The organism is Microcoleus sp. w1-18aA5 (assembly GCF_036701705.1).
In the GTDB taxonomy this organism is placed as follows: Bacteria; Cyanobacteriota; Cyanobacteriia; order Cyanobacteriales; family Microcoleaceae; genus Microcoleus.
This window is the reverse complement of sequence record NZ_JAUPTE010000061.1, coordinates 1-21,668: the sequence shown is the minus strand read 5'-3', so window position 1 is coordinate 21,668 and position 21,668 is coordinate 1. Positions and strand designations below refer to the sequence as shown.

General features: G+C 45.3%; 21 protein-coding genes. 13 read left to right on the top strand and 8 right to left on the bottom strand.

Annotated features, from left to right (window positions below):
- Positions 1-883: 883 nt before the first annotated feature.
- A complete protein-coding gene (locus tag Q5691_RS20045) occupies positions 884-1,798 on the bottom strand; it encodes an alpha/beta fold hydrolase (protein WP_333308369.1) in 915 nt (304 codons plus the stop codon).
- A 294-nt stretch (positions 1,799-2,092) separates the two neighbouring features.
- Between Q5691_RS20045 and speB the strand changes: the two genes are divergently transcribed.
- From speB to Q5691_RS19995, 10 genes are all read left to right on the top strand, one after another.
- Positions 2,093-3,022 (top strand): agmatinase, encoded by a 930-nt coding sequence (gene speB, locus Q5691_RS20040; RefSeq protein ID WP_333346571.1) that lies wholly within the window; start codon positions 2,093-2,095, stop codon positions 3,020-3,022.
- A 133-nt stretch (positions 3,023-3,155) separates the two neighbouring features.
- Positions 3,156-3,713: a thioredoxin family protein gene (locus tag Q5691_RS20035; protein ID WP_333346569.1), complete on the top strand. Its 558-nt coding sequence runs from the start codon at positions 3,156-3,158 to the stop codon at positions 3,711-3,713.
- 179 nt (positions 3,714-3,892) lie between these two features.
- The gene (gene modA / locus Q5691_RS20030; RefSeq protein ID WP_333346565.1) at positions 3,893-4,699 is read left to right on the top strand and encodes a molybdate ABC transporter substrate-binding protein; all 807 of its coding nucleotides are present in this window, start codon (positions 3,893-3,895) and stop codon (positions 4,697-4,699) included.
- A gap of 70 nt (positions 4,700-4,769) precedes the next feature.
- Positions 4,770-6,587 carry a molybdate ABC transporter permease subunit gene (modB, locus tag Q5691_RS20025; protein WP_333346561.1) on the top strand — a complete coding sequence of 606 codons (1,818 nt, stop codon included), beginning with the start codon at positions 4,770-4,772 and terminating at the stop codon, positions 6,585-6,587.
- Between the two features lie 90 nt (positions 6,588-6,677).
- Positions 6,678-7,076 (top strand): peptide-methionine (R)-S-oxide reductase MsrB, encoded by a 399-nt coding sequence (msrB, locus tag Q5691_RS20020; RefSeq protein ID WP_333346558.1) that lies wholly within the window; start codon positions 6,678-6,680, stop codon positions 7,074-7,076.
- A gap of 130 nt (positions 7,077-7,206) precedes the next feature.
- Positions 7,207-7,935 carry a UMP kinase gene (gene pyrH / locus Q5691_RS20015; protein ID WP_071884014.1) on the top strand — a complete coding sequence of 243 codons (729 nt, stop codon included), beginning with the start codon at positions 7,207-7,209 and terminating at the stop codon, positions 7,933-7,935.
- Positions 7,922-8,470: a ribosome recycling factor gene (frr, locus tag Q5691_RS20010; protein ID WP_333209003.1), complete on the top strand. Its 549-nt coding sequence runs from the start codon at positions 7,922-7,924 to the stop codon at positions 8,468-8,470. The genes pyrH and frr overlap by 14 nt, the downstream gene beginning before the upstream one ends.
- A gap of 171 nt (positions 8,471-8,641) precedes the next feature.
- Positions 8,642-8,947, top strand: a complete 306-nt coding sequence (locus Q5691_RS20005; RefSeq protein WP_333209001.1) for a hypothetical protein — start codon at positions 8,642-8,644, stop codon at positions 8,945-8,947.
- Positions 8,948-9,131: 184 nt separating this feature from the next.
- Positions 9,132-9,584, top strand: a complete 453-nt coding sequence (locus Q5691_RS20000) for an NADAR family protein (protein WP_333208998.1) — start codon at positions 9,132-9,134, stop codon at positions 9,582-9,584.
- Positions 9,585-9,954: 370 nt separating this feature from the next.
- Positions 9,955-12,960: a GAF domain-containing protein gene (locus tag Q5691_RS19995; RefSeq protein WP_333346554.1), complete on the top strand. Its 3,006-nt coding sequence runs from the start codon at positions 9,955-9,957 to the stop codon at positions 12,958-12,960.
- 85 nt (positions 12,961-13,045) lie between these two features.
- Here Q5691_RS19995 and Q5691_RS19990 read toward each other — a convergent pair whose 3' ends face one another.
- The 5 genes from Q5691_RS19990 to Q5691_RS19970 all read right to left on the bottom strand — a co-directional run bounded on the left by Q5691_RS19990 (position 13,046) and on the right by Q5691_RS19970 (position 17,315).
- Positions 13,046-13,654 (bottom strand): DUF4276 family protein, encoded by a 609-nt coding sequence (locus tag Q5691_RS19990; protein ID WP_333346551.1) that lies wholly within the window; start codon positions 13,652-13,654, stop codon positions 13,046-13,048.
- On the bottom strand, positions 13,651-14,799 hold the full coding sequence (locus Q5691_RS19985; RefSeq protein ID WP_333346548.1) for an AAA family ATPase: 1,149 nt from the start codon (positions 14,797-14,799) through the stop codon (positions 13,651-13,653). Before Q5691_RS19985 ends, Q5691_RS19990 begins: the two co-directional genes overlap by 4 nt.
- A gap of 183 nt (positions 14,800-14,982) precedes the next feature.
- Complete coding sequence (locus tag Q5691_RS19980) at positions 14,983-15,759, bottom strand: pentapeptide repeat-containing protein (protein ID WP_333208995.1); 777 nt, start codon at positions 15,757-15,759, stop codon at positions 14,983-14,985.
- A 259-nt stretch (positions 15,760-16,018) separates the two neighbouring features.
- Positions 16,019-16,663, bottom strand: coding sequence for a pentapeptide repeat-containing protein (locus Q5691_RS19975; protein WP_333208993.1), 645 nt, complete (start codon positions 16,661-16,663; stop codon positions 16,019-16,021).
- Positions 16,664-17,192: 529 nt separating this feature from the next.
- Positions 17,193-17,315 (bottom strand): hypothetical protein, encoded by a 123-nt coding sequence (locus Q5691_RS19970; RefSeq protein WP_333208990.1) that lies wholly within the window; start codon positions 17,313-17,315, stop codon positions 17,193-17,195.
- 435 nt (positions 17,316-17,750) lie between these two features.
- Between Q5691_RS19970 and Q5691_RS19965 the strand changes: the two genes are divergently transcribed.
- Entirely contained in the window at positions 17,751-18,188 is a 438-nt protein-coding gene (locus Q5691_RS19965) for a helix-turn-helix domain-containing protein (RefSeq protein ID WP_333084315.1), read from the top strand.
- Between the two features lie 296 nt (positions 18,189-18,484).
- On the opposite strand, the gene Q5691_RS19960 is transcribed toward Q5691_RS19965, so the two are convergent.
- Positions 18,485-18,841: a metal-sensitive transcriptional regulator gene (locus Q5691_RS19960; RefSeq protein ID WP_333084317.1), complete on the bottom strand. Its 357-nt coding sequence runs from the start codon at positions 18,839-18,841 to the stop codon at positions 18,485-18,487.
- 179 nt (positions 18,842-19,020) lie between these two features.
- Here Q5691_RS19960 and Q5691_RS19955 point away from each other — a divergent pair, with 179 nt between their 5' ends.
- Together Q5691_RS19955 and Q5691_RS19950 are read left to right on the top strand one after the other, a co-directional pair.
- Positions 19,021-20,265: an HhoA/HhoB/HtrA family serine endopeptidase gene (locus Q5691_RS19955; protein ID WP_333346545.1), complete on the top strand. Its 1,245-nt coding sequence runs from the start codon at positions 19,021-19,023 to the stop codon at positions 20,263-20,265.
- Positions 20,266-20,497: 232 nt separating this feature from the next.
- Entirely contained in the window at positions 20,498-21,148 is a 651-nt protein-coding gene (locus Q5691_RS19950; protein ID WP_333346542.1) for an RNA ligase family protein, read from the top strand.
- Between the two features lie 29 nt (positions 21,149-21,177).
- Here Q5691_RS19950 and Q5691_RS19945 read toward each other — a convergent pair whose 3' ends face one another.
- On the bottom strand, positions 21,178-21,426 hold the full coding sequence (locus Q5691_RS19945) for an NACHT C-terminal alpha/beta 1 domain-containing protein (protein WP_333346539.1): 249 nt from the start codon (positions 21,424-21,426) through the stop codon (positions 21,178-21,180).
- Between the last annotated feature and the right edge of the window lie 242 nt (positions 21,427-21,668).

The window sequence follows — 21,668 nt, the reverse complement described above, 5'->3', positions numbered from 1 at the left end:
TTTAGGTAATGAAGTAAGAGACGGATAGAAGCCTTCGGGAGCATCTCAATGAAAGCCGCGAAGCTAGAAATTGGAGTTTGGAGGCATGAGGCAGAAGGAAGGAACGAGAAGAAGTGTTTTTATAACCCACATTCGGCACCCCCAACTGGCACATACGCGGATTGAGGAGGTAAAAGTGAATCATCCCAGATAATAGTGAGTAAAAACACCCGAAAATCTGTGCAACGCTCGCATCACCCAGTTAGGAATTCCTAAAAATTGCCATGAGCTCATGAATTAAATCTTCTTCAGCCATAAAAAGTCAAAAATCTAACCATTACTAACTATTACTTCCCAGCATATGTCGCCAGCATTATGACCATGAGGCATCACTTCTGTATCTACATTACTTAAATGTCAATAAGTTTTTCCAATCAATTTTAGACTTAATTCACAACAAGAAATAATCAAGCCTACAGGTGAATGCCAATAAAATTACTATCGCAAACCGTTCAGATATCAAATTAAAAACTTATTGAATTCTTTGAATACAAACGGTATGAATAAATTGTACAATTGGGAATGTCCAGCGTAGAGTAAAATGAGCTTGAGTCTAGGTGAGATGTGTCGGTATTTATCGGGAATTTTTGAGCCACTGACAGGGCAAGGGTTGTGAATATTTCGGTAAGTTCGGCTTTTATAATTTATCTAATACTCTTCCTAGTATGTGCCAGTTGGGGGTGCCGAATGTGGGGTGTAATATCACTTCCGGCTGCACTCCTTATAATACTGAGGACACGGCACTGCCGTATCCTAATTTCTTCTTCCTACTTCTTCCTTCGTGTTCTTCGCGCCTGGGCGCTTCAATCAAACCAATTCTTCCCGCACCAAAGGAGCAAATGCACTAATTTTCTGCAATTACCGATCGCTCTTTAATCCAATCGAGTAAAATAGGATTGACCAATTCCGGCGCTTCATCCTGGGGACAATGGCCCACTCCCTCCAGAGGAATAAACTTTTCAACAGCCGGAAACTTTGCCAATTCTCGTCCCAATGCGATCGGCTCCCAAGGGTCGTCCGTACCCCACAAAATCAAAGCCGGACAGCTTAAACGCGGCAACAAATCCTCCGGTAGCGGCCCTTGAGAATAACTGATAAAGGCCACAAATACTTCGACGGCGCCCCTGTCTTTAGCAGGTTCCAGCAGCATATTTACCAGTTCGTCGCTGACAGCTTCAGGACGGTGATAAGCTTGCAAAAGCACTTTTTTTACTGTTTTTGGCGTTGCTAATTGTTTAAAAAATAATTGACTTATCCACTTGACATTTAAAACTTTTTGTGCAATTGGCGCTCCAAAACTGCGATACCAAGGCAATTCGGCACGTTTGCGATCGTGCAGCAAGCGTAGGGAACAATTGAGTAAAATTACGCCCTCAGCAATATCGGGAAAATCCACTGCAGCTTGCATAATTGCCACACAGCCGATCGAATTTCCCACCAAAAAAGCCGGCCCGCCCGCAACTTCCCGACAAAAATCAGCAATTAGTTGTCCCCAAGTTTCAAAAGTATAGTCAATCTCAAGCTTGGGCGCGGGTTTAGCAGAACCGCCAAAACCGATGAGGTCGATCGCATAACAGCGACAATCAGCAGCCAGCGCCGGCAAATTCTTGCGCCAGTGGCCCCAAGACGCACCAAAACCGTGGACAAACACCACCGCAGGCCCCTGGGAACCCGCAGCCTGGTAGCAAATCGGAAAGCCTTTCCACAGCCAAGTTTGAGGTGCAACAGCAGTTGACGAAGTGGGAGTAGAAGATGTCATACGATTTTAGATTTTAGATTTTAGATTTTAGATTGGGCATAGGGCATGGGGCATAGGGCATGGGGCATAGGGCATGGGGCATAGGGCATGGGGCATAGGGCATTGTCAACACTGCCAAGTGCCAACTGCCAAGTGCCAACTGCCAACTGCCAACTGCCAACTGCCAACTGCCAAGTGCCAACTGCCAAGTGCCAACTGCCAACTGCCAACTGCCAACTGACTACTTTGCAGTTAGAGCCGATATTATGTCACGATTAAACCTGCTGACTTCTTTGCTGTATTAAAATTTCCCTTATGCCAACGATCGTTTCCACTGCTGTCGTACCGTTTCTGGGGTCAGAAATTGTACCCGACTACGACACCGCCAAAGTAGTAATCTTGCCAATTCCCTACGAAGCTACCACCACTTACCGCCGGGGGTGCGAAAACGGGCCCGCTAAACTTCTAGAAGCTTCTCATCAACTCGAGTGCTACGACGAAGAATTGGATTCCGAAGTTTGCTACGATGTCGGAATTTATACAAAAGATCCGATCGCCGATACCCGCAACAGGCAACCAGTTTCATCCTCAGAAATGCTGCAAGTCACCCAAGCAGCAGTCTACCAGCTAGTTACCGAAAATAAATTTGTCATCTCCCTCGGAGGCGAACACAGCATCACTGCCGGCGTTGTCGAAGGTTATCGCCAAGCATACCCGGATGAACCTTTCACAGTCGTGCAAATCGATGCCCACGGCGACTTGCGGCACGAATACGAAGGCTCGATTCACAACCATGCCTGTGTGATGCGGCGTGTTGTCGATATGGGCTTGCCCACACTGCAAATCGGGATTCGCGCTATCTGCAAGGAAGAAGCAGACTTGATTAAAGCAAAACAGCTAAACGTGATTCGAGCTCGCGAAATCGCTACTCAACCGGATTGGGCCGATCGGGCAATTGCCAGCATAACAACTAAGCGAGTATTTTTGACGATCGACTTAGACGGCATCGATCCGACTTTAATTCCAGGGGTGGGAACACCCGAACCGGGCGGGTTAAATTGGTATTCCCTCACCGCATTTTTGCGTGGCATCTTCGAGTCCTACGAAGTAATCGGGTGTGACATTATGGAATTAGCACCTATTGTAGATTCTGTAGTCTCAGAATTTACCGCCGCCAAATTAGCATACAAACTTATTGGATACCAAGCTCTGGCTCAAGGTTGGTTAAAGCCAGACGAGGAATAAACCGCGAAGTAGGAATCACAATAGGCTGTTGGCAAGGCTAGAATTAAGCTAAAGCCAAACAACAGCCAATTTTATTCGTGCTGACAGTTTCATCTTTCATGCTGGCAAATACTGCTCTTCACCTCCTGAAAACATGAGTTTACTAATCGATACAACGGGTACTCCCATTAACGGCTACGCTCCCGATTTTGAACTGCCGGGAGTTGACGACGAAGTTCACCATTTAGCTCGATATTTAGAAAAATTTCGGGCAATCGCGGTGATATTTATGTGCAATCATTGCCCTTACGTGCAGTTGTATCTCAATCGTATGAAAGAACTTCAAGCAGATTTTCAAGATCGAGATGTTACTTTAATCGGGATTAATGCTAATGATGCAAACCAGTATCCCGACGACAGTTTTGAGAACATGAAAATTTTTGCTGCCAACAATCAACTCAACTTCCCCTACATCCGGGATGTTGCTCAAGATGTGGCTGAAAGTTTTGGGGCTTCTAAAACGCCGGAGGTTTTTTTGTTAGACCAAGACGGCAAACTGCGCTATAAAGGTTTAATTGACGACAACGCTGACGATTCGGCGGCGGTGCAGGTTTCTTATCTGCGAAGTGCGATCGACCAATTGCTCAACAGTCAACCCGTTGAGCCTTCAACTACAGAGGCAATAGGCTGTTCCGTCAAATGGCGAGCATAGGCAGATTTAAAATTAACGTTCCGGCACTAATTATTAACTGGTTCCCTGGCTGTGCCTGGGAACCTATCTCCAGAGGCTCTGCCTCGTCAAAGAGTGGAGGTCAATTCGAGGTACACCCTCCGCATCTGCTTTACCAGGCAGAGTCTGGTAAGGAGTAAAAAGATTCAAAGCAATTTTCTGTGAACCTGAAAAGTAGACGTATTCCCAACTTAATTCTCGCAGTCGCCGTTATGCTAGCACTGCTAATTAGTTGGAACTTATTTCAGAACTTTTCCTCAGTCGATACGCAGCAGCGCACCTCTTTAAACGTATCCGCTGCTATCAGTCTCTCGAAAGCTTTAGGGGAAATCCAAACTGTTTATCAAAGCAGTAATCCGAATTTTACTATTACTTATAATTTTGGTGCTTCCGGCGCTCTAGAACAGCAAATTCAGCAAGGCGCTCCGGTAGATGTATTTTTCAGCGCCGCCACCAACCCAATGGATGCTTTGCAGCAATCTAACCTGCTAATTAACGACACGCGCCGCAATTTGCTGACAAATCGTCTAGTTTTGATTACTCCTAAAAATGGCGTTGCTTTGAGCGATTTCAAACAGTTGACAGATGCCAGAATCAAGAAAATTGCGATCGGCGAACCGAAAAGCGTACCTGCGGGCCAATATGCTCAGGAAATGCTAAATAAACTTGGATTGTGGCGGCAAATACAGCCAAAATTAGTGCGAGGAAATAACGTCCGCCAAGTGCTGACATTCGTCGAAAGCGGTAACGTAGATGCTGGTATAGTTTATGCGACTGACGCCACAGCCTCAGACAAAGTAACTGTGCGGCTAACGGCTGCGGAAAATTTGCATTCGCCCATTGTTTATCCGCTGGCAGTTATCAGAAACAGCCGCAATCAGGCTGCTGCGAAAGCGTTTGTTGACTTTTTGGGGGGCGATCGAGCTACAATAGTATTTCAGAAATACGGATTTGGCATAGTTCGATAACTCATTAATTAGGGATTTTTTACCGCTGATGGCAGCAGATAAGCGCTGATTAACGCGGATGTATTTATAGATGGAATTTGATATTTCTCCGCTCTGGATATCTCTAAAATCCTCCGCTATTGCGACATTTATCACCTTTTTTCTGGGAATAGTCGCCGCCCGGTGGATGCTTTCAACTCGCATCAGAGGTAAAGCTTTAATTGAAGGCATTTTCATTTCTCCCTTAGTTTTGCCGCCGACAGTAGTGGGATTTTTGCTGCTGCTGCTGTTTGGGAGGAATGGGGCGATCGGGCAATTTTTGCTACAATTCGACTTAACTATAATTTTCACTTGGCAAGCCGCCGCCATTACTGCCACAGTTGTATCATTTCCCCTCATGTACAAAACTGCTTTGGGAGCTTTTGAGCAAATTGATGCCAATCTTCTCAATGCAGCCCGCACTTTGGGGGCCTCAGAGTGGCAAGTTTTTTGGCGCATTATGTTGCCGCTAGCATGGCCGGGAATTTTAGCAGGAACTATTCTCGCATTTGCCCGCGCTTTGGGTGAATTCGGCGCGACTTTGATGTTAGCTGGGAATATTCCCGGACAAACTCAAACTATCCCGATGGCAATTTATTTTGCTGTGGAAGCTGGGGATATGAGGCAAGCTGCTATTTGGGTTTTGATTATTCTGAGTATTTCTTTGAGCGTGCTAACTGCTGTTAATTTTTGGACTGATTTACAAAAGAGATCGCCCAAACCGAATTCGAGTTATAGATTGCAATCAAATATTCCTAAAGTCGCGTCTAGTTTTACCACAAAATCCCAACAACACCCGAAAAGCGGACTTTGTTTAAGCATTTTTAAACCTCTCTCCAGCTTTGCCTTGGATGTCGGCTTCGATATCGGCCCGGAAGTGCTGGGAATTTTGGGCGCGTCGGGTTCCGGCAAAAGCATGACTCTGCGCTGCATCGCTGGTTTGGAAACTCCCAGCAGCGGTAAAATTGCAGTCAACGGCAAGGTTTTATTTGACTCAGCACACGGCATTAATGTACCTTCTAAAGACCGTCGCATCGGTTTTTTGTTTCAAAACTATGCTTTATTTCCTCACCTGACTGTGGCTGAAAATATTGCGTTTGGCTTGCAACATTTATCTGAAAGCGAGCAAAAACTTCGGGTAAAAGAACAACTAATTTCGGTGCAAATGTCTGGATTGGAAAACCGCTACCCGCACGAACTTTCGGGGGGCCAACAGCAACGGGTGGCTTTGGCTAGGGCGATCGCCCCTTCTCCAGAATTGCTGCTGTTAGACGAACCGTTTTCTGCTTTGGACACTCACTTACGCAGTCAACTTGAACGGGAGTTAATGCAGACTCTGGCTAATTATCGGGGTATTACTTTGTTTGTGAGCCACAATTTAGAGGAAGTTTACCGGCTGTGCAAAAATCTGTTGGTGTTGGCGGAGGGAAAGCCGATCGCCTTTGATACCAAAGAGAACATTTTCGATCGCCCGCGCAACTTCACCGTCGCCCAGTTGACGGGCTGCAAGAATTTCTCAGCAGCTAAACCGATCTCCGTAACTCTCGTGGAGGCGATCGACTGGGGCTGTACTCTGACTGTAGTCGAACCAATTCCCAAATCTCTAGTTTCTGTGGGAATTCGGGCTCATCAACTGATTTTTGTTAGCGGGTGCGATCGTGAAAATACTTTTGCTTGTTGGATCGCCTCAACTGTGGAAACTCCGCACCGGGTGACATTATATCTCAAATTGCACTCGCCTCCCAATGATTCCCAAGATTATCACTTGCAAGCCGAAGTTTTCAAGGAAAAGTGGAGGACTATTAAGGACAATCCTTTTCCCTGGTATGTTCATTTGGAGCCAATTAGGTTAATATTAATGGAAGGCTGAGTTAACTAGCAATATACCGTTAACAGTCAACACTCAACAGTTAACAGTCAACACTCAACAGCTAAATCCCTCTTAACAAAACATCAAATCATGACTCAGAAAGTTCAAAAAACCGACGCAGAATGGCAACAACAACTCACGCCAGAACAATTTAAAGTCACCCGCAAAAAAGGAACGGAAAGAGCTTTTAGCGGCGAATATCACGACAACAAAAAAACCGGAATTTATAAGTGTATTTGCTGCGGCACTGAGCTATTTAAATCAGAAACCAAGTACGATTCCGGTACCGGTTGGCCGAGTTTCTACGCTCCAGTTAGCGAAGAAAATGTCAAGTGCGAGTCGGATAATACCTTGTTCATGCGCCGCACGGAGGTACTGTGTGCTGTCTGTGACTCTCATCTCGGTCACGTATTTAACGACGGGCCGAAACCTACTGGTCAGCGTTACTGCATGAATTCTGCTGCTCTTAATTTCGTCCCCAAGGATTAAATTTAGTCAACCGTTCTCAGTCAATTGCCCGGAACAGACTTTTGGGTCTGTTCCGGGCAATTGATGTTCAAAATGCACCCGTACTGCTATCTTATGGTGGAGGCAAAAAGAGTAAAAAAATAGTGGCGGCATGGGGATGGTATATCAGCGAGTTTTGCTGAAGCTCAGCGGTGAAGCGCTGATGGGCAGCTTGGGCTACGGCATCGATCCGGTAGTCGTTCAGTCGATCGCCCAGGAAGTGGCCAAAGTCGTGTCCCAAGGCATTCAAATCGCGATTGTTGTCGGTGGCGGCAACATTTTTCGCGGCGTGAAAGCTGCTTCGGCAGGGATGGATCGGGCAACGGCTGATTATGTGGGTATGATTGCTACGGTGATGAATGCTATCACTTTGCAGGATGCCCTGGAACAAGCAGGAGTGCCAACGAGGGTGCAATCGGCGATCGCCATGCAAGAAGTAGCTGAACCCTACATCCGGCGGCGGGCAATTCGCCACCTAGAAAAAAAACGAGTAGTGATTTTTGGTGCCGGTTCTGGCAACCCTTTTTTTACTACTGATACTACAGCCGCTTTGCGGGCTGCTGAAATTGATGCAGAGGTGATTTTTAAAGCTACTAAGGTAGATGGGGTGTACGATTCCGACCCCCACCTCAACCCCAACGCGCGCAGGTATCAAACCCTCACCTATGCCCACGTCTTGAATCAAGATTTGCGGGTGATGGACAGTACGGCGATCGCCCTTTGCAAAGAAAATAATATTCCTATTATGGTATTTGACCTCTCGGTGTCGGGCAACATCTACCGAGCTGTAATGGGAGAATCTATTGGAACTCTTGTCGGAGGTTTTTGTGAAGTTAGCTGAATCAGAAGATCATATGCAAAAGGCAGTTGAGGCTACTCAACGGTCTTTTAATACTATTCGGACGGGACGGGCCAACGCCTCCCTCCTCGATCGAGTCATGGTAGACTACTACGGCTCTCCAACTCCGATCAAATCCCTTGCCAACATCGGCACCCCGGATGCGACTACGATCACCATTCAACCGTTCGATCGTACAGCGCTTACCTCGATCGAAAAAGCAATTTCCCTGTCTGATGTAGGACTCGTTCCCAACAACGACGGTTCAGTTATTCGCTTGAACATTCCGCCGCTGACGAGCGACAGACGCCAAGAATTTGTCAAAATGGCCAGTAAGTTTGCTGAAGAAGGTAAAGTTGCAATTCGCAATATCCGCCGCGATGCCGTTGACTCGATTCGCAAGCAGGAAAAAAGCAGCGATATCTCTAAAGATGAATCCCGCGACTTGCAAGATAAAATTCAAAAGCTGACGGACAAGTACATTGCCAAAATAGAAGAAGTTTTGGCAGCCAAAGAGAAAGATATCACGACTGTTTAGGGAATGGGAAATTGGGCAGGGGGAATAGGAAGAGTTTTGAGATTGCCGAGATACGGCCGCCAACAACGAGCAGACGCTTAATGATTTGTGAGTTGTGAGTTAAAAACTCAAGATTTAACACTCATTAACTTACCAATTCCTCCTGCCCCATGACCAATCACCCATTACCAGTTGTCCGCTGAAGGAATTCGTCCTGCCATTGTTAGCGGATTTAAGGTTGCTGAGGCGATCGATCGAGTTCTTGGAGGTGCCGACGACGCTAAGGAGCCGTACACTCAATCGATCGCCCAAGAATGGAACACTCATATGATTTGGGCCAGTCGCTTGGCTATAGCATTCTATCAGTTTACAGGAGCTGCTTACAGAGCGGGGGTCAAATTGCCGATGACTACTCAGTTGATGAGCAAAATTTTGTGTGGCGAACTGCGTTATGCCGATATCGCTAACCGCGCTCTTAAAAAGCTGATGCCGTTTTAGAACGAAGGAAGTTCGGCAACGGATTTAACGCATGGATTTTGAGGGAAGAAAGAAGAGAGAATCTTCTTAAATTCCAATTCCTTATTCTCAATTCCTCATTCCCAATAGCGGTAAGGTGCGCCCCTAAGCACCCTAGATAATTGGATTTTGCCTAAATCCTGTAAAATTTAAAATCTAAAATCAAATGATAATTTATTTTTATAAAGTAGAGGAGCCTTATGGCTGCTTTTCTAATTTTTCACTACACGACATTTCTCTGCACGGTCAATATTGGTTGACTGTGGAACATTACTATCAAGCCCAAAAATTTGTCAGCACAGATAAAAGATTAGTGGCGGCGATTCAAGCCGTAGCAACTCCTCAAGAAGCCGCTAAGTTAGGTCGCGATCCCAAGCACCGGATTCGTGCTGATTGGGAAGCAGTGAAAATTCCCATTATGCGCGAAGCAGTTTTAACTAAGTTTCTCACTCATACAGACATTCAAGCTATTCTTCTTGCCACAGGGGATCGAGTGATTGTCGAGGATTCGCCAACGGATTACTACTGGGGGTGTGGCTGCGACAGAACCGGTCAAAATCATTTGGGTAAAATTCTGATGAGCGTGCGCCAAGAAATTAATCAGGGCCAGGGGCGCTGAGAGAAACTCAAATTCTTTCGTTAATTATCATTATATGAAGTTATACAACAAATGTCAAGTTATCCTAACAATGAAGAATTTTCATAGTGAAAGTTTAAGATTGCGAGAATTTTATAAGAGCATTAAAATAATAATAATTATTTGCTTAACTCGCTCTGCCTGTTGAAGGCAAGGATTAAACTGGCGCGATCGCAGATTTTCCTTACGCCAGTGCGCCAGAGGCGATACACCGTCGTCTGTCTACGTTGCGCTAGCCATTAATTGTACAGATCGGTTGAGTCAAAAACTCAGGGTGAGGCATTTGAGTTTGAACGATCCAACAGCACATCAAAACTTCTTATTATCATTGTATAAGTACAAAAGGAGATTTATGCAACTCAGAGAAAATACGCAAGAATTACATTATAAACTAGACAGAGAAGTTTTGATACGGCGGATAACAGAACGCATCCGCCAATCTCTAGAATTAGAAGATATTTTAACCAGTACGGTAGCAGAAGTGCGGTCTTTTTTGAAAACAGATCGCATTATGATTTACAGGTTTAGTGCTGACGGCAGCGGAGAAGTTGTTGCTGAGTCAATTAATAACAACCATCTCCCTTCCTTGAAAGGGCTGCACTTTCCAGCAGACGACATTCCCGCGAGCGCCAGGGAAATGTATGTCACTTTGCGCCAGCGGACAATAATAGATGTTAACTCAGGGACGATCGTCCTGAGTCCCCTCGATGCTGCAGACACCGGTCAACCTTTAGTAAAGGAAGAGATGCACTACAGATCGCTCGATCCTTGCCACACAGCTTACCTGATGGCAATGGGAGTGCAATCTTCCTTAGTCGTGCCGATTTTGCACCGCAGGATCGCCTCGCCAAACAGCAAAACAGATATTTGCGAGGCCGCGACGTGTCTGACTCGATACGAGCCAGGAAATAATCAAAAAATTCACATCGAACTGTGGGGACTTTTAGTGTCTCACCACTGTGCGCCCCTCAATATTTCACCAGCAGATTTAGAAGTAGTTCAGCTCGTATCAGATCAATTATCTAGCGCTATAGCCCACGCGCTCCTCCTCGAGCAAACCCGCTCTCAAGCCGCCCGCGAAGCTACCGTGAGCCGCATAGCAGCCCTGTTATATGGTCACGTAAACATTCAACTGCAACAAGGTTTAGAAGCCACCGTCACCGCTTTGGGCGGTAGCGGCGGCAGACTCTATCTCAACCAGCCGAAAATCAACGGTGAAAAATTATCCAATCCCAAGATTGAAGGAGGATTGCCAATTGCCCCGGGCCACAGTGATGCTACCTTTGAACTGTTCACCACAGGAGAACAACCGACACTTCCCAACTGGGAAAAAGTTAAGGCGATCGAAGCTCATCCCCTCTGGCAGGAATGGCTAACCAAAGGATTCAAAAATAACGAAGGAATTCCCAAATTTCCAATTTGTACTAATTCTCATTTCCCAGTTTTGATAATTACAGACTTATACAAAGAACCTCTATTTAGAGTTTTAGTTCCCGCTTTCCAATCTACTAAAATTAGGGGTTTGCTGGTAATTCCCCTCCAGTACAAACAACAAGTAGTCGGCTGTTTGACCATTTTTCGCAATGCAATTGATACCGAAAAAATGTGGGCGGGGCGCTTTGACACCAGCGCTGCACAAACCCTTCCCCGACAATCCTTTGAAGTCTGGCGAGAAATAAAAAAAGGTCAGTCGCCCGAGTGGAAGTACGAGGAAATTGAGCAAGCTTTAGCTATAGGCAGCCAATTTTGTTCGGCAATTGGGCAGTACGTTCTTTATAAAGAAGTGCAGACCCTAAATGCCAACTTGGAGCGCCAAGTTCAAGAACGCACCGCCCAATTGCAAAAATCCTTGGACTTTGCCAAAGTATTGACTCGAGTTAGAGACCAGATTTGCAGCACCTTAGATTTAAAGATCATACTGCAAACTATTGTGCGAGAAGTCAGAGTTTTGTTGGATACCGATCGCACGGTAATCTACCAATTTGCGGCCGACAAACAGGGCGAGGTAGTTGTCGAAGCTGTTTGTGGCGAGTGGCGATCCATTTTAGGTATCACATCTCCAAAAGAATGCTTTCCCGAAGGCTCAGACTGCTTTTATCGAGCCGGACGGGTGCGAGCAATTAATGATATTTATACTGAGGATTTAACACCCTGTCACCGCGAATTTTTGGAAGAGTTGCAGGTGAGAGGAAGTTTAATTGTACCCATGAGAGGCAAAGATTCCCAATTGTGGGGGTTGCTGATTGCCCATGAGTGTTCGGGACCGAGAGTTTGGCACACAGCAGAACAGGAATTGCTGCAACATTTAGCGGCTCAAGCTGCGATCGCCATTCACCAAGCAGAACTTTATCAAGAAAGTCTCAATGCAGCAACTGCCGATCGATTAAAAGCCGAACAGCTAGCTAAAACAGTCACAGAATTGCACAATACCCAAGCCCAACTGATTCAAACCGAAAAAATGTCCAGTCTCGGACAACTCCTGGCCGGAGTCGCCCACGAAATCAATAACCCCGTTAACTTTATCTACGGCAATCTGTCCCACGCCAGCGAATACACCAAAGATTTACTCTGCTTGGTGGAACTCTACCGCCAGCACTACCCCAATCCCAATCCAGAAATTAGCGAGTGTTCCGAAGCCATCGACATCGAATTTCTTGCCGAAGATTTGCCAAAAATTTTGGGTTCCATGACGGTCGGAGTTGAGCGCATCCGCCAGTTAGTTGTATCTTTGCGTAATTTTTCCAGGAGCGATCAAGCCGAGAAAAAAGCCGTTGACATTCACGAGGGCATCGACAGTACCCTGTTGATTTTGCAGCACCGGATCAAAGCCAATTCTGATCACAACACCGTAGAAATTATTAAAGAATATGGCAAGTTGCCCTTAGTAGAATGCTATGCCAGCTCGCTCAATCAGGTATTTATGAATCTGATCGGTAATTCCCTTGACGCCCTAGAAATGGGGAAAAAAGAGCGAGTTATGGATCTTCCCTTTAAAGCCGCAAGTGCAGCGGCAACGCATTTAAGCTCCCAAATACTGCCTATTGAGTCAGGAGATATACAGGCAACCACCGAGTGTTTAATTCCTGATTTCCCATCCCCTTGCATTCGGATTCGCACTGAATTAATCGATGAAAAAACGGTAGGAATTTGCATTGCAGACAATGGTCACGGCATCCCCAAAGAGTTAATTTCTCATATATTTAATCCGTTTTTTACTACTAAACCCGTCGGTCGGGGCACGGGTTTAGGACTGTCTATCAGTTACCAAATTGTAGTTGAGAAACACCAAGGCGTACTTAAATGTGTTTCTGTACCCGGTCATGGTACAGAGTTCTGGATCGAGATTCCCCTGAATTAGGTAGCACAACCTAAAAAAACAACACACCCACATACCCGACTTCTTTGATGATAATTCGGGTAATTAACAGCGATCGCGTTTTACGTCAAGAAATTATTTTTTCTTTATCGCAGAGAGAGATAATTCGATTCACAAAAGCTTTTAGCTCTGGACAAGCTTTAATCGCAATCATCAGATCGTTGTTTTTCAAAATAGCCATTCCATCAATCACTTTGTTATAGTCTTTTCCGCGTTTTCCAGAGCTAAAAATCTCCTTAATCCAATAGTAAGGTGGCTTTTGATGATTCACTGTTTCAGGCGAACCGCTAGGAGCAGAAAGGTTGTGTTTCGCTAGCTTCTGGATAGTTGTCCAGTAGGGAAGAAGCCATGCTTCAAAATCATGTGATGCTGTGTGAGGATAGAATTTTGGGTTTTTACCTACCCATGTCCTCATTTTCTCTTTAGCATCATTGGCATCTTTAAAGTCCGGTTTTCCGGTATAAACGTCTGTAAGTGCAATTACAGCATCATAGCCATCATTATCGAGGAGAGTTTCAACTATTTTCTTAAGTTTCCCTTCCTTGGGAATTCCACCATGTTGTGGTTTAAAGTCTAGTCTGGGCATTTTTTGCTCTAAACGACTTTGCAGAAACTCATGAAGCTTCTTTCTAAATGCCATTTCAGTAGCACCTTCAACCAAAATAGCAATTCTCATGGACGGCCACCCATCACATTCATTTCCCAAACCTGGTCAAGACTGTAATCTTCTAACCATTTATCCAGATTAAAAGTGTCACCCCACCTCATTTTTGCCTCACCTTCTTCTAGGTCACAGACCAAAACTTCGCTTGGCTCAAGAAATCTGATGAGTCGATCTGAGTGTGTTGCAACTATCAGTTGAGTGTGTTTTGAAGCTTCTCTCATTAGATAAACTAAGTGTCTTAAGAGTTCCGGGTGTAGGCTAACTTCTGGTTCATCTAGCAACGTGACGGTTGTTAAAGTTTGACTTTGCAGCAGCGCAACCAACCAGAGGAAACGCAGCGTTCCCTCTGATAACTCATGGACATAGAAAGGCTGAGGAAAATTTCTATCTGTCCAAGTCATAGACATAGTTCCTGCGGCAACCGGAGGAAAGTTTAATCGCTCGAAATCTGGAAAGGCAGCAGAAATGATATTTTCAACCATTTCAAAACGGTCACGATCGGTTTCCCGAAGGTCGTAAAGACAGGAAACGAGGTTTTCACCGCTTGCTCCAGGCAACTTTGCAGGGCGCATTGCTTGAGGTAGACGAATTGGACTTTTCTCTGAAACATCGAGTGCTCCATAATATGTGCAAGAAGCAAGGCTCTTTCTCAGGTTCTCTGGTTCGCGATACATTTTAGGAACTTGAGAAAGCGATGTTTCAAGAGGATTGTGTTCCCAACTCGGTCTCACAAATCCTCTTCTTTCTTCTGGAGAATATTTAATATCCAAACCTTGTGATTCAATATACTTGAATGGTTCCGTTTTGCTTGGATCTCTCTGCTGTGTTAAATATTCGTCTCTGACTTCATAAGATAAACCTTTGGGTGACAATGTTAAGCTGTAATTCAAAGGTTGTTCCTTTGGCACTTGCATTGAAATTTTAATTTCAAGGTCTTGTACTTTACCTCTTGTCAAAATTTCATTCAAGCCGCCTTTAAGTTGCAATAAATTCTGTAAATTTCCACTGGCTGAAGCGGCTAGTATTGAAAGAACATCTAAAAAAGAAGTTTTTCCTGCTCCGTTTGCACCAATCATGACGATGAGATTTCTCATCTCAAGCTCAATATTTTGAAGACGCCGAAAACCCCTTACTGATATATTTTCAAATCTATTCATACTACTAAGCATCATTACTATCAATAGTTAAACTAGCCTAGACAGATATATCCAGACTAGGCTAAGTATACCTGGCTTACAGACATTAGGGGTTTAGTAAAGCCAGATGGGTGTATGAAACGCTCTGCATCGCTTGGGTTGGCGCAGCATGAAAATTGGTTGGAGCAGGCCGTTCACAAGTCTTTAAGGCAAGATTAGCTTCACCAGCACAGAACCGATCGAACCGAGAAGACTCATAAAGTCGCCGCGGCTGGAAGTGCGGGGTTCCGTAGGCTTTTGGCGTGCAACAATGGCTTCGCCTAACTGCTTTGACAACTCCTGACCTTGGGGATTTCCTTGATCTGCAAAGAGTTTGTTTGCTATTGCAGCGTCTTGAGTCGCGCCGGCGAAGTCTCCCAAGTCAGCGCGAGACATACTGCGCGCAAAATAAACGGCGGCTAAATCCGATTTCAGATTCAGCGCTTGATTGTAATAATCAATGGCGTTTCTGTAGTTTCCTGCTTGAGCTTCCAGCACTCCCAACCGGTAGAAGTCTTCAGCGGTGCCGATATTGGTTGGCATTCCTCTAACTCCGAGCAGTTGCGCGTTAGTTAAATTAGCGCCTTGCAAATTGGCGTCGCTGAGATAGGCACTTCTCAAGTCAGCACCGCTGAGGTTCGCACCGCTGAGGTTGGCCCCCGTCAGGTTGACGCCAAACAGGCTGGTGCCGCTGAGGTTGGCACCGCTGAGGTCAGCCCCGGTAAGGTTGGCTCGACTGAGGTTAGCCAACCTTAAGTCAGCACCTTTGAGATTGGCTCCGGTTAAATTGGCTAAAACCAAGCCCGCACTGCTGAGGTCGCAGTTGGGGCACTGTCGGGTGGCTAGTAATTGTTGCGTGTGTTGGATGTTCTCGGCGGGTGCAGGAGCGATCGGGGCGATCGCGCTCAGCAGCGTTGCAGCAGCGAGGATTCTGAGTTTCATTTTAACCGTCCCAAATCCAAAATATTAAATCTAAAATAGCTTTTCTCGAAGCAATTGAAAATCACCATAACACAAGTTCACCCAACAAATCTTTGACTTGGCGTATGTAGGAGTTCTGTGCGCCATCAGCACCCTACATTGAAGTTCTCGGCCTTACCTTAGTGTCAAATAAAGATTTCGCTGCCAATAAATTAGGGTAATGAAAAGCTCATTACCCTTTAGCCGCTGTTCTCGGCAACCATAAAAATTAACAAATAAATTAGTCGTGAATCGTGCCGTCGGGCATCGTTGTACCCTTAAGATATACTCCGCTCAGGTTGACTTTTGTAAGGTTTGCTCCCAACAGGTTTGCTCCGCTTAAGTCTGACGCACTTAAAATCGCTTCAGTCAAGTCTGCCCTAATTAGACTCGCCCCCATTAAGTCGGCTCCGCTAAGGTCTACTTTACTCAAGTTTGCGCCAATTAAATCGCATTCTGTGAGCACCGCCCTACGCAAGTTTACTCCGTAAAGATTTACTCCGTGCAAGTCTGCACGGCCGAGTGTTGCGCGAGATATGTTGGCTCCAATTAATGTTGCTTGGATCAGGGAAGCTCCGCTCAAGTCTGCTTTGCTGAGATTTGCTCCCATCAACTCAGCTCGATTCAGGTTAGCTTCAAGTAAAAGTGCTTCTGTGAGGTCGGCTCCACCTAAGTCTGCTTTGCTCAAATTAATTTTGCACAAATTGGCTTTGCCAAAGTTGACTCTGTTGAGTTTGGCTTTGCTGAGATTGGCTCCAATCAGGTCGGCTTCATACAGATTGGCTCCAATCAATTCTGCTTCGTAGAGGTAGACCTCGTGCAGGTAGACCCCGCTAAAATTTCTTTCTCCTATTGCGTATAGCTTGAGCAGTTCGTCAACGTTCATTGTGGCTTCTCTACACCTTTTAAATGAAGAATACTGTCAGCAAGCTGGTTGCACCGGATGTTCTGCAATTTTAGATTCTGAAATATTCACACCCTGGGTGAAACTTCCCTCAATCTGCAAGGTTTGAGTATAAATTAGATGGTTTGGTGAGGGTGAAGGACAAAGCTGCATTCTCTTTTCCCTTTGGTTACCAATTAAAATTTAAAAATTTTAACAACAAGTTTGATCGCACTTCCTAACTAAAGCCCAAAGATTCTACGTGGAAACTCCGATCCCAGCCATAACTTTTTATGGGTAGTTGAGCTTACTGAGTAAGCGTGTGACCTAGATCACAAAAAAAAGCTAGTAGTATCACATAGAAACTTTGCTTTCGATCACAGCAGGCGGGCAAAAATAGCCCATACTTATACTGTAATGCTGATAAATTGACAATGCCACCCTTGTCGTGTTTTACTAAATTGGCGATAAAGCCAGTAGTTTCACGGATACTTGCCCGCGGCAAGAAAGTCGGTTGCAAGGTCACTCGGCGCTACGCGCTCTGACCGATGAGAGTGCTGAGATCTAAGGATTTTTCGCACAGCGAAAGCCAAAAATGTACTTCGGGGGCGAGGGAAATGTCTGTAGAAAAATGCGATCGCTGGTGTACAGACATTCCCCTGTTTGCTAGCACCTAATGGCTAAAAATCGCTTATACGTTCGCAAAAAATACCAATAAATACCAGGAAAACCATGATAAATGTTTAACAATAAGAGAATAAATGGTATTCCTTAAGAGTCACCTATTGCCGGTAATGTTACAGTCGAGCGGTTCACTGCTATCACTATTAGCAATGACGCTTGTCCATCAAATACAAAAATGATCCAGAAACCGGGTTTTTTACCCAAAAAAATCATGGCAACCTTGCTCCAGGTTAAAATAATCCGGTTTCTGAGCGTCTGACTGCCTCCAGGAAGGAAAAAGTTTAATGAGAACGATCGCTTTTGTATTGCTTCAGGGCAAACAAAAGGTCAGCATTTAGGATAGGAGCAGCTTTCGCTCCCTTGTCAAACAAAGGTATTGTAGAACGCGAATCGTGAGGTAATTGATATGGCTGGAGTATGTAAACTTAGCATCACAGAGACAAGTGAAGAGCTAAAAAACCTGTTAACTGAACAAAAAACGGCAAGCGGCTTTCAAAAAATTCAAGCACTTTACCTGTTCAAAATTTGTCATGTTAAGACAGTTAAAGAATTGGCAATGACCATTGGGGTAAATCGAATTACAGTGCAGCGGTGGCTGAGAAAGTACAGATCTGATGGACTAGAAGGACTCCTCGAAACAAAGCACAGCGGCGGCCGCAAGCCGGCCATTCCTCCGCTGGCACGCGCTAGTTTGGCAATGCGCCTCAGCGACCCCCATAAAGGCTTTAAAAGCTATGGAGAAATTCAAGAGTGGTTGCAGCAGGAATATAGCATCGAGGCTTCCTATAAAGCCGTTTACGCAACAGTCAGATACCAGCTCAAAGCTAAGCTGACGAAAGTCTAGACTGTTCATACCACGTAGGATTAAGCACCGATTATCTAATTGTTTGCCGTCAGCTTTTGAAGATTTTGAGGAGTTGCGTCATCACGACAAACTGGACTAATTCTTTTTTAACAAAACTCGCTCTCATAAACTGCGGAGCATATAAATTGTATGTTGTGGCAATGGGGTGAAGGGGAGAAGATTTGATGCTTTTCCCGCGTTTGTGAAAGATGCTTAAAAAATTGGTTAGAAAGCATAACTTGCAAGTTTTGTCTAATTTGCAAGTTTTGTTATATGGATGGAAAAATTGGCAGTGGCTAAGGCAAAAACCGATCCAAAGCCGCTTTCAATTCTTCGATTTCCGTATCGATATTACCTTCTTTAGCGGCTCGGGCAATGCACTCGGTTAAGTGTTCGTCAAGAATGATTCTCGCTACGCGATCGAGCGCGCCTCGCACCGCAGCAACTTGCACCAGAACTTCGGGACAGGGACGGTTTTCTTGCACCATTGTTTTAATGCCGCGGACGTGCCCCTCAATCCGAGACAAGCGATTTACCAGCCGTCGCATCGATTCTTCATCGTGATGGTGAGGGTGGACTGATTGATCGTCGTGATGGTGGTGGTGGGAATTTGAGGGCAAGGATTTGTCAGTAGAAGTATCAGATATAATCATTGGGGTTACGAGAGAAATTTTTAAAAGTTAGAATTCAGAATATGTTGAGTTGGTGCGGGCTCGTGACTCATGTATTGTAACTGTCTAAATACATTTAGGATCTTCATAATGGCAGATTATTGAGTCCGCACGATCGCACACCTTTACCAGACTAACCCAGACTAACAAAGATTGACGCTATGCGACTATTTAAGTTTTTTCGGCCCGCACCTCGAATCGGTGCTCGTTGGTTCGCCCTAATTTTAGGAATGACGATCGCCCTGAGTGCGTTAACAATCAATGCTGCACCCGCTGCTGCCGCTGATGGCAGCAATCCGCCCAAATTACAGTTCCAAAGTTTCCCAGCCACCGCCGCGAATCCGCAATTGTTAGCGCTGCGGAGTCCTGAACTCCCGGGGGATACCGGCAGTTTTGTGACCGCCGCTGTCGATCGAGTCGGGCCAGCAGTTGTTCGTATTGATACCGAGCGCACTGTCAGTCGCAACCTCGACCCTTTAATGGAAGACCCCTTCTTCCGCAGATTTTTGGGAGAAGATTTACGGAGCATGACCCCCAGACAAGAACGCTTACGCGGTCAAGGTTCGGGCTTCATCATCGACAAAAGCGGGATTGTTTTAACCAACGCTCACGTAGTTGACAAAGCCGATCGAGTGACTGTCACCTTAAACGACGGCAGGACATTTCCAGGAGAAGTGCAAGGTACTGACGAAGTAACAGATTTGGCTGTTGTCAAAATTAATACTAAGCAATTAGACTTGCCGACTGCCATCTTGGGAGATTCCGACGCGGTGAAAGTGGGAGATTGGGCGATCGCCGTGGGCAACCCCCTCGGATTTGACAACACCGTCACCTTGGGCATTATCAGCACCCTCAAACGCTCTAGTGCAGCCGTCGGCATTCCCGACAAGCGCCTTGATTTCATTCAAACCGACGCCGCCATCAATCCCGGCAATTCCGGCGGCCCCCTGTTAAATAGCAGAGGAGAAGTGATTGGCATCAACACGGCGATTCGAGCTGATGCAATGGGTATTGGGTTTGCGATTCCGATCGCCAAAGCCAAGGCCATCTACGCGCAGTTAGCCAAGGGAGAACAAGTCAGCCATCCGTTTTTGGGGATTCAGATGATTGCTTTGACCCCTGAAATGGCCAGAGAGAATAATTCTGACCCCAATGCTCCTTTGATTGTGCCGGAAGTCAAAGGGGTGTTAGTGATGCGAGTTGTGCCAAATACGCCTGCTGAGGAAGCAGGGATTCGTAAGGGAGATGTCATCGTTCAAATTGACGGCGAGGGAGTGACTGAACCCGAACAGTTGCAAAATTTAGTGGAAAACAGCCAAATCGGTCAAATTCTAAAACTGAAGGTGCGCCGCGGTGCCCTGATTAAAGAACTTGCGGTTCAAACTGCTCAATTGAGGGATTTTTAACTAGAAGGGGAAGGGGGGAAAGTGTTAAAAACCACATAAAGTTTGTAGTGAGGATTTTAGTCAAATCTTAATATTTTTAGGTAAGCTGTTGTGCATTTAAACTGTATGTTGAGTGCAGGCTCTCCTGCCCACTTCACAAAAGTGAAAAACTATTTTACCTTGCAATTTAAATGCACAGCTTAATAGCGACTAAAATCCTCACTACAAACGAGTTTGATTATTGGTGATTGATATGACACGAGTTCAACTTGCCTATCCCAAAATTCCCGATAGTAAAAATTGCCCTCATGAACAATGTATAGCTTTTGAGAAGTACGATGGTACTAATTTGCATTGGGTTTGGGAAGTTGAACTCGGTTGGTATGCTTTTGGTACGCGCCGCAGTAGATTTGATTTGGATGAGATGAGAATTGCAGAATTTAATGCTGCACATCCAGGTTTAGAAGCAGCACCGGAAATATTTAAAAGAGACTTTGCTAGTCCGTTAGAGTCTATATTTCGAGAGAACGAACAGTATCACTGCCCTAAAATTACTGTGTTTACAGAGTTTTTTGGTGCTAGCTCGTTTGCGGGAAGGCACCAAAAGGACGATCGCAAACAACTGGTGCTTTTTGATGTGGAAACTGAGGGCGGTATGGTTGTTCCCGATCTGTTTATTCAGGATTTTGGTACATTAAATATTGCGCGAGTGATTTATCGCGGCAAACTGACGGGCAAGTTTATGGATGATCTTCGCAAGGGGAAATACGGTGTGGATGAAGGTGTTGTGTGCAAGGGAGGCGGCAATGCTAATAATCTGTGGATGGTGAAGATTAAGACTGATGCGTATATGCAGAGGCTGCAGCAAGCTTTTAAGGATGATTGGGAAAATTACTGGGAGTAATATAAAATCTGAAGACTAAGTTTTATCGGCTAGTTTTCTAATAGAGTGCGTTGCAGCCAGGTAAGTATAGATTCGATCAGGTGGAGGTATTGAGGTGAGAAAGTGGGAATGATGGGATGGGATGAGTCGGTGATGAGGCAGATTGTAGCGTCAAAGCGTGTGAGGGCATCCAGAAAAGTTTGGCTAAAAGGTTGGGTAGCGGCGATCGCGTTTTCGTAGAAGTTGTTGTAAGACAGCCGGACAATCGAGCGGTGATTGTTTACTATACCTCTGAACAAGATACTTTAGATAATCCTAATGCAGAATTATGGATTTATAATGGGGTTAATGAACCAAGACATTTAAGTCTAGGCAAATTTATTAAAACAACAGGTATTAATAGGATTCGAGTTTAAACATGGATATTACAAATGAAGTAGCCCAAATAATTGGACAGGCAGAAAGGGAGCATCCCGGTTTTGCGCTTTTGAGCATCAAACGGATATTGATCCGTTAAGGTAGGCGCACCGAAGCTTAAGCA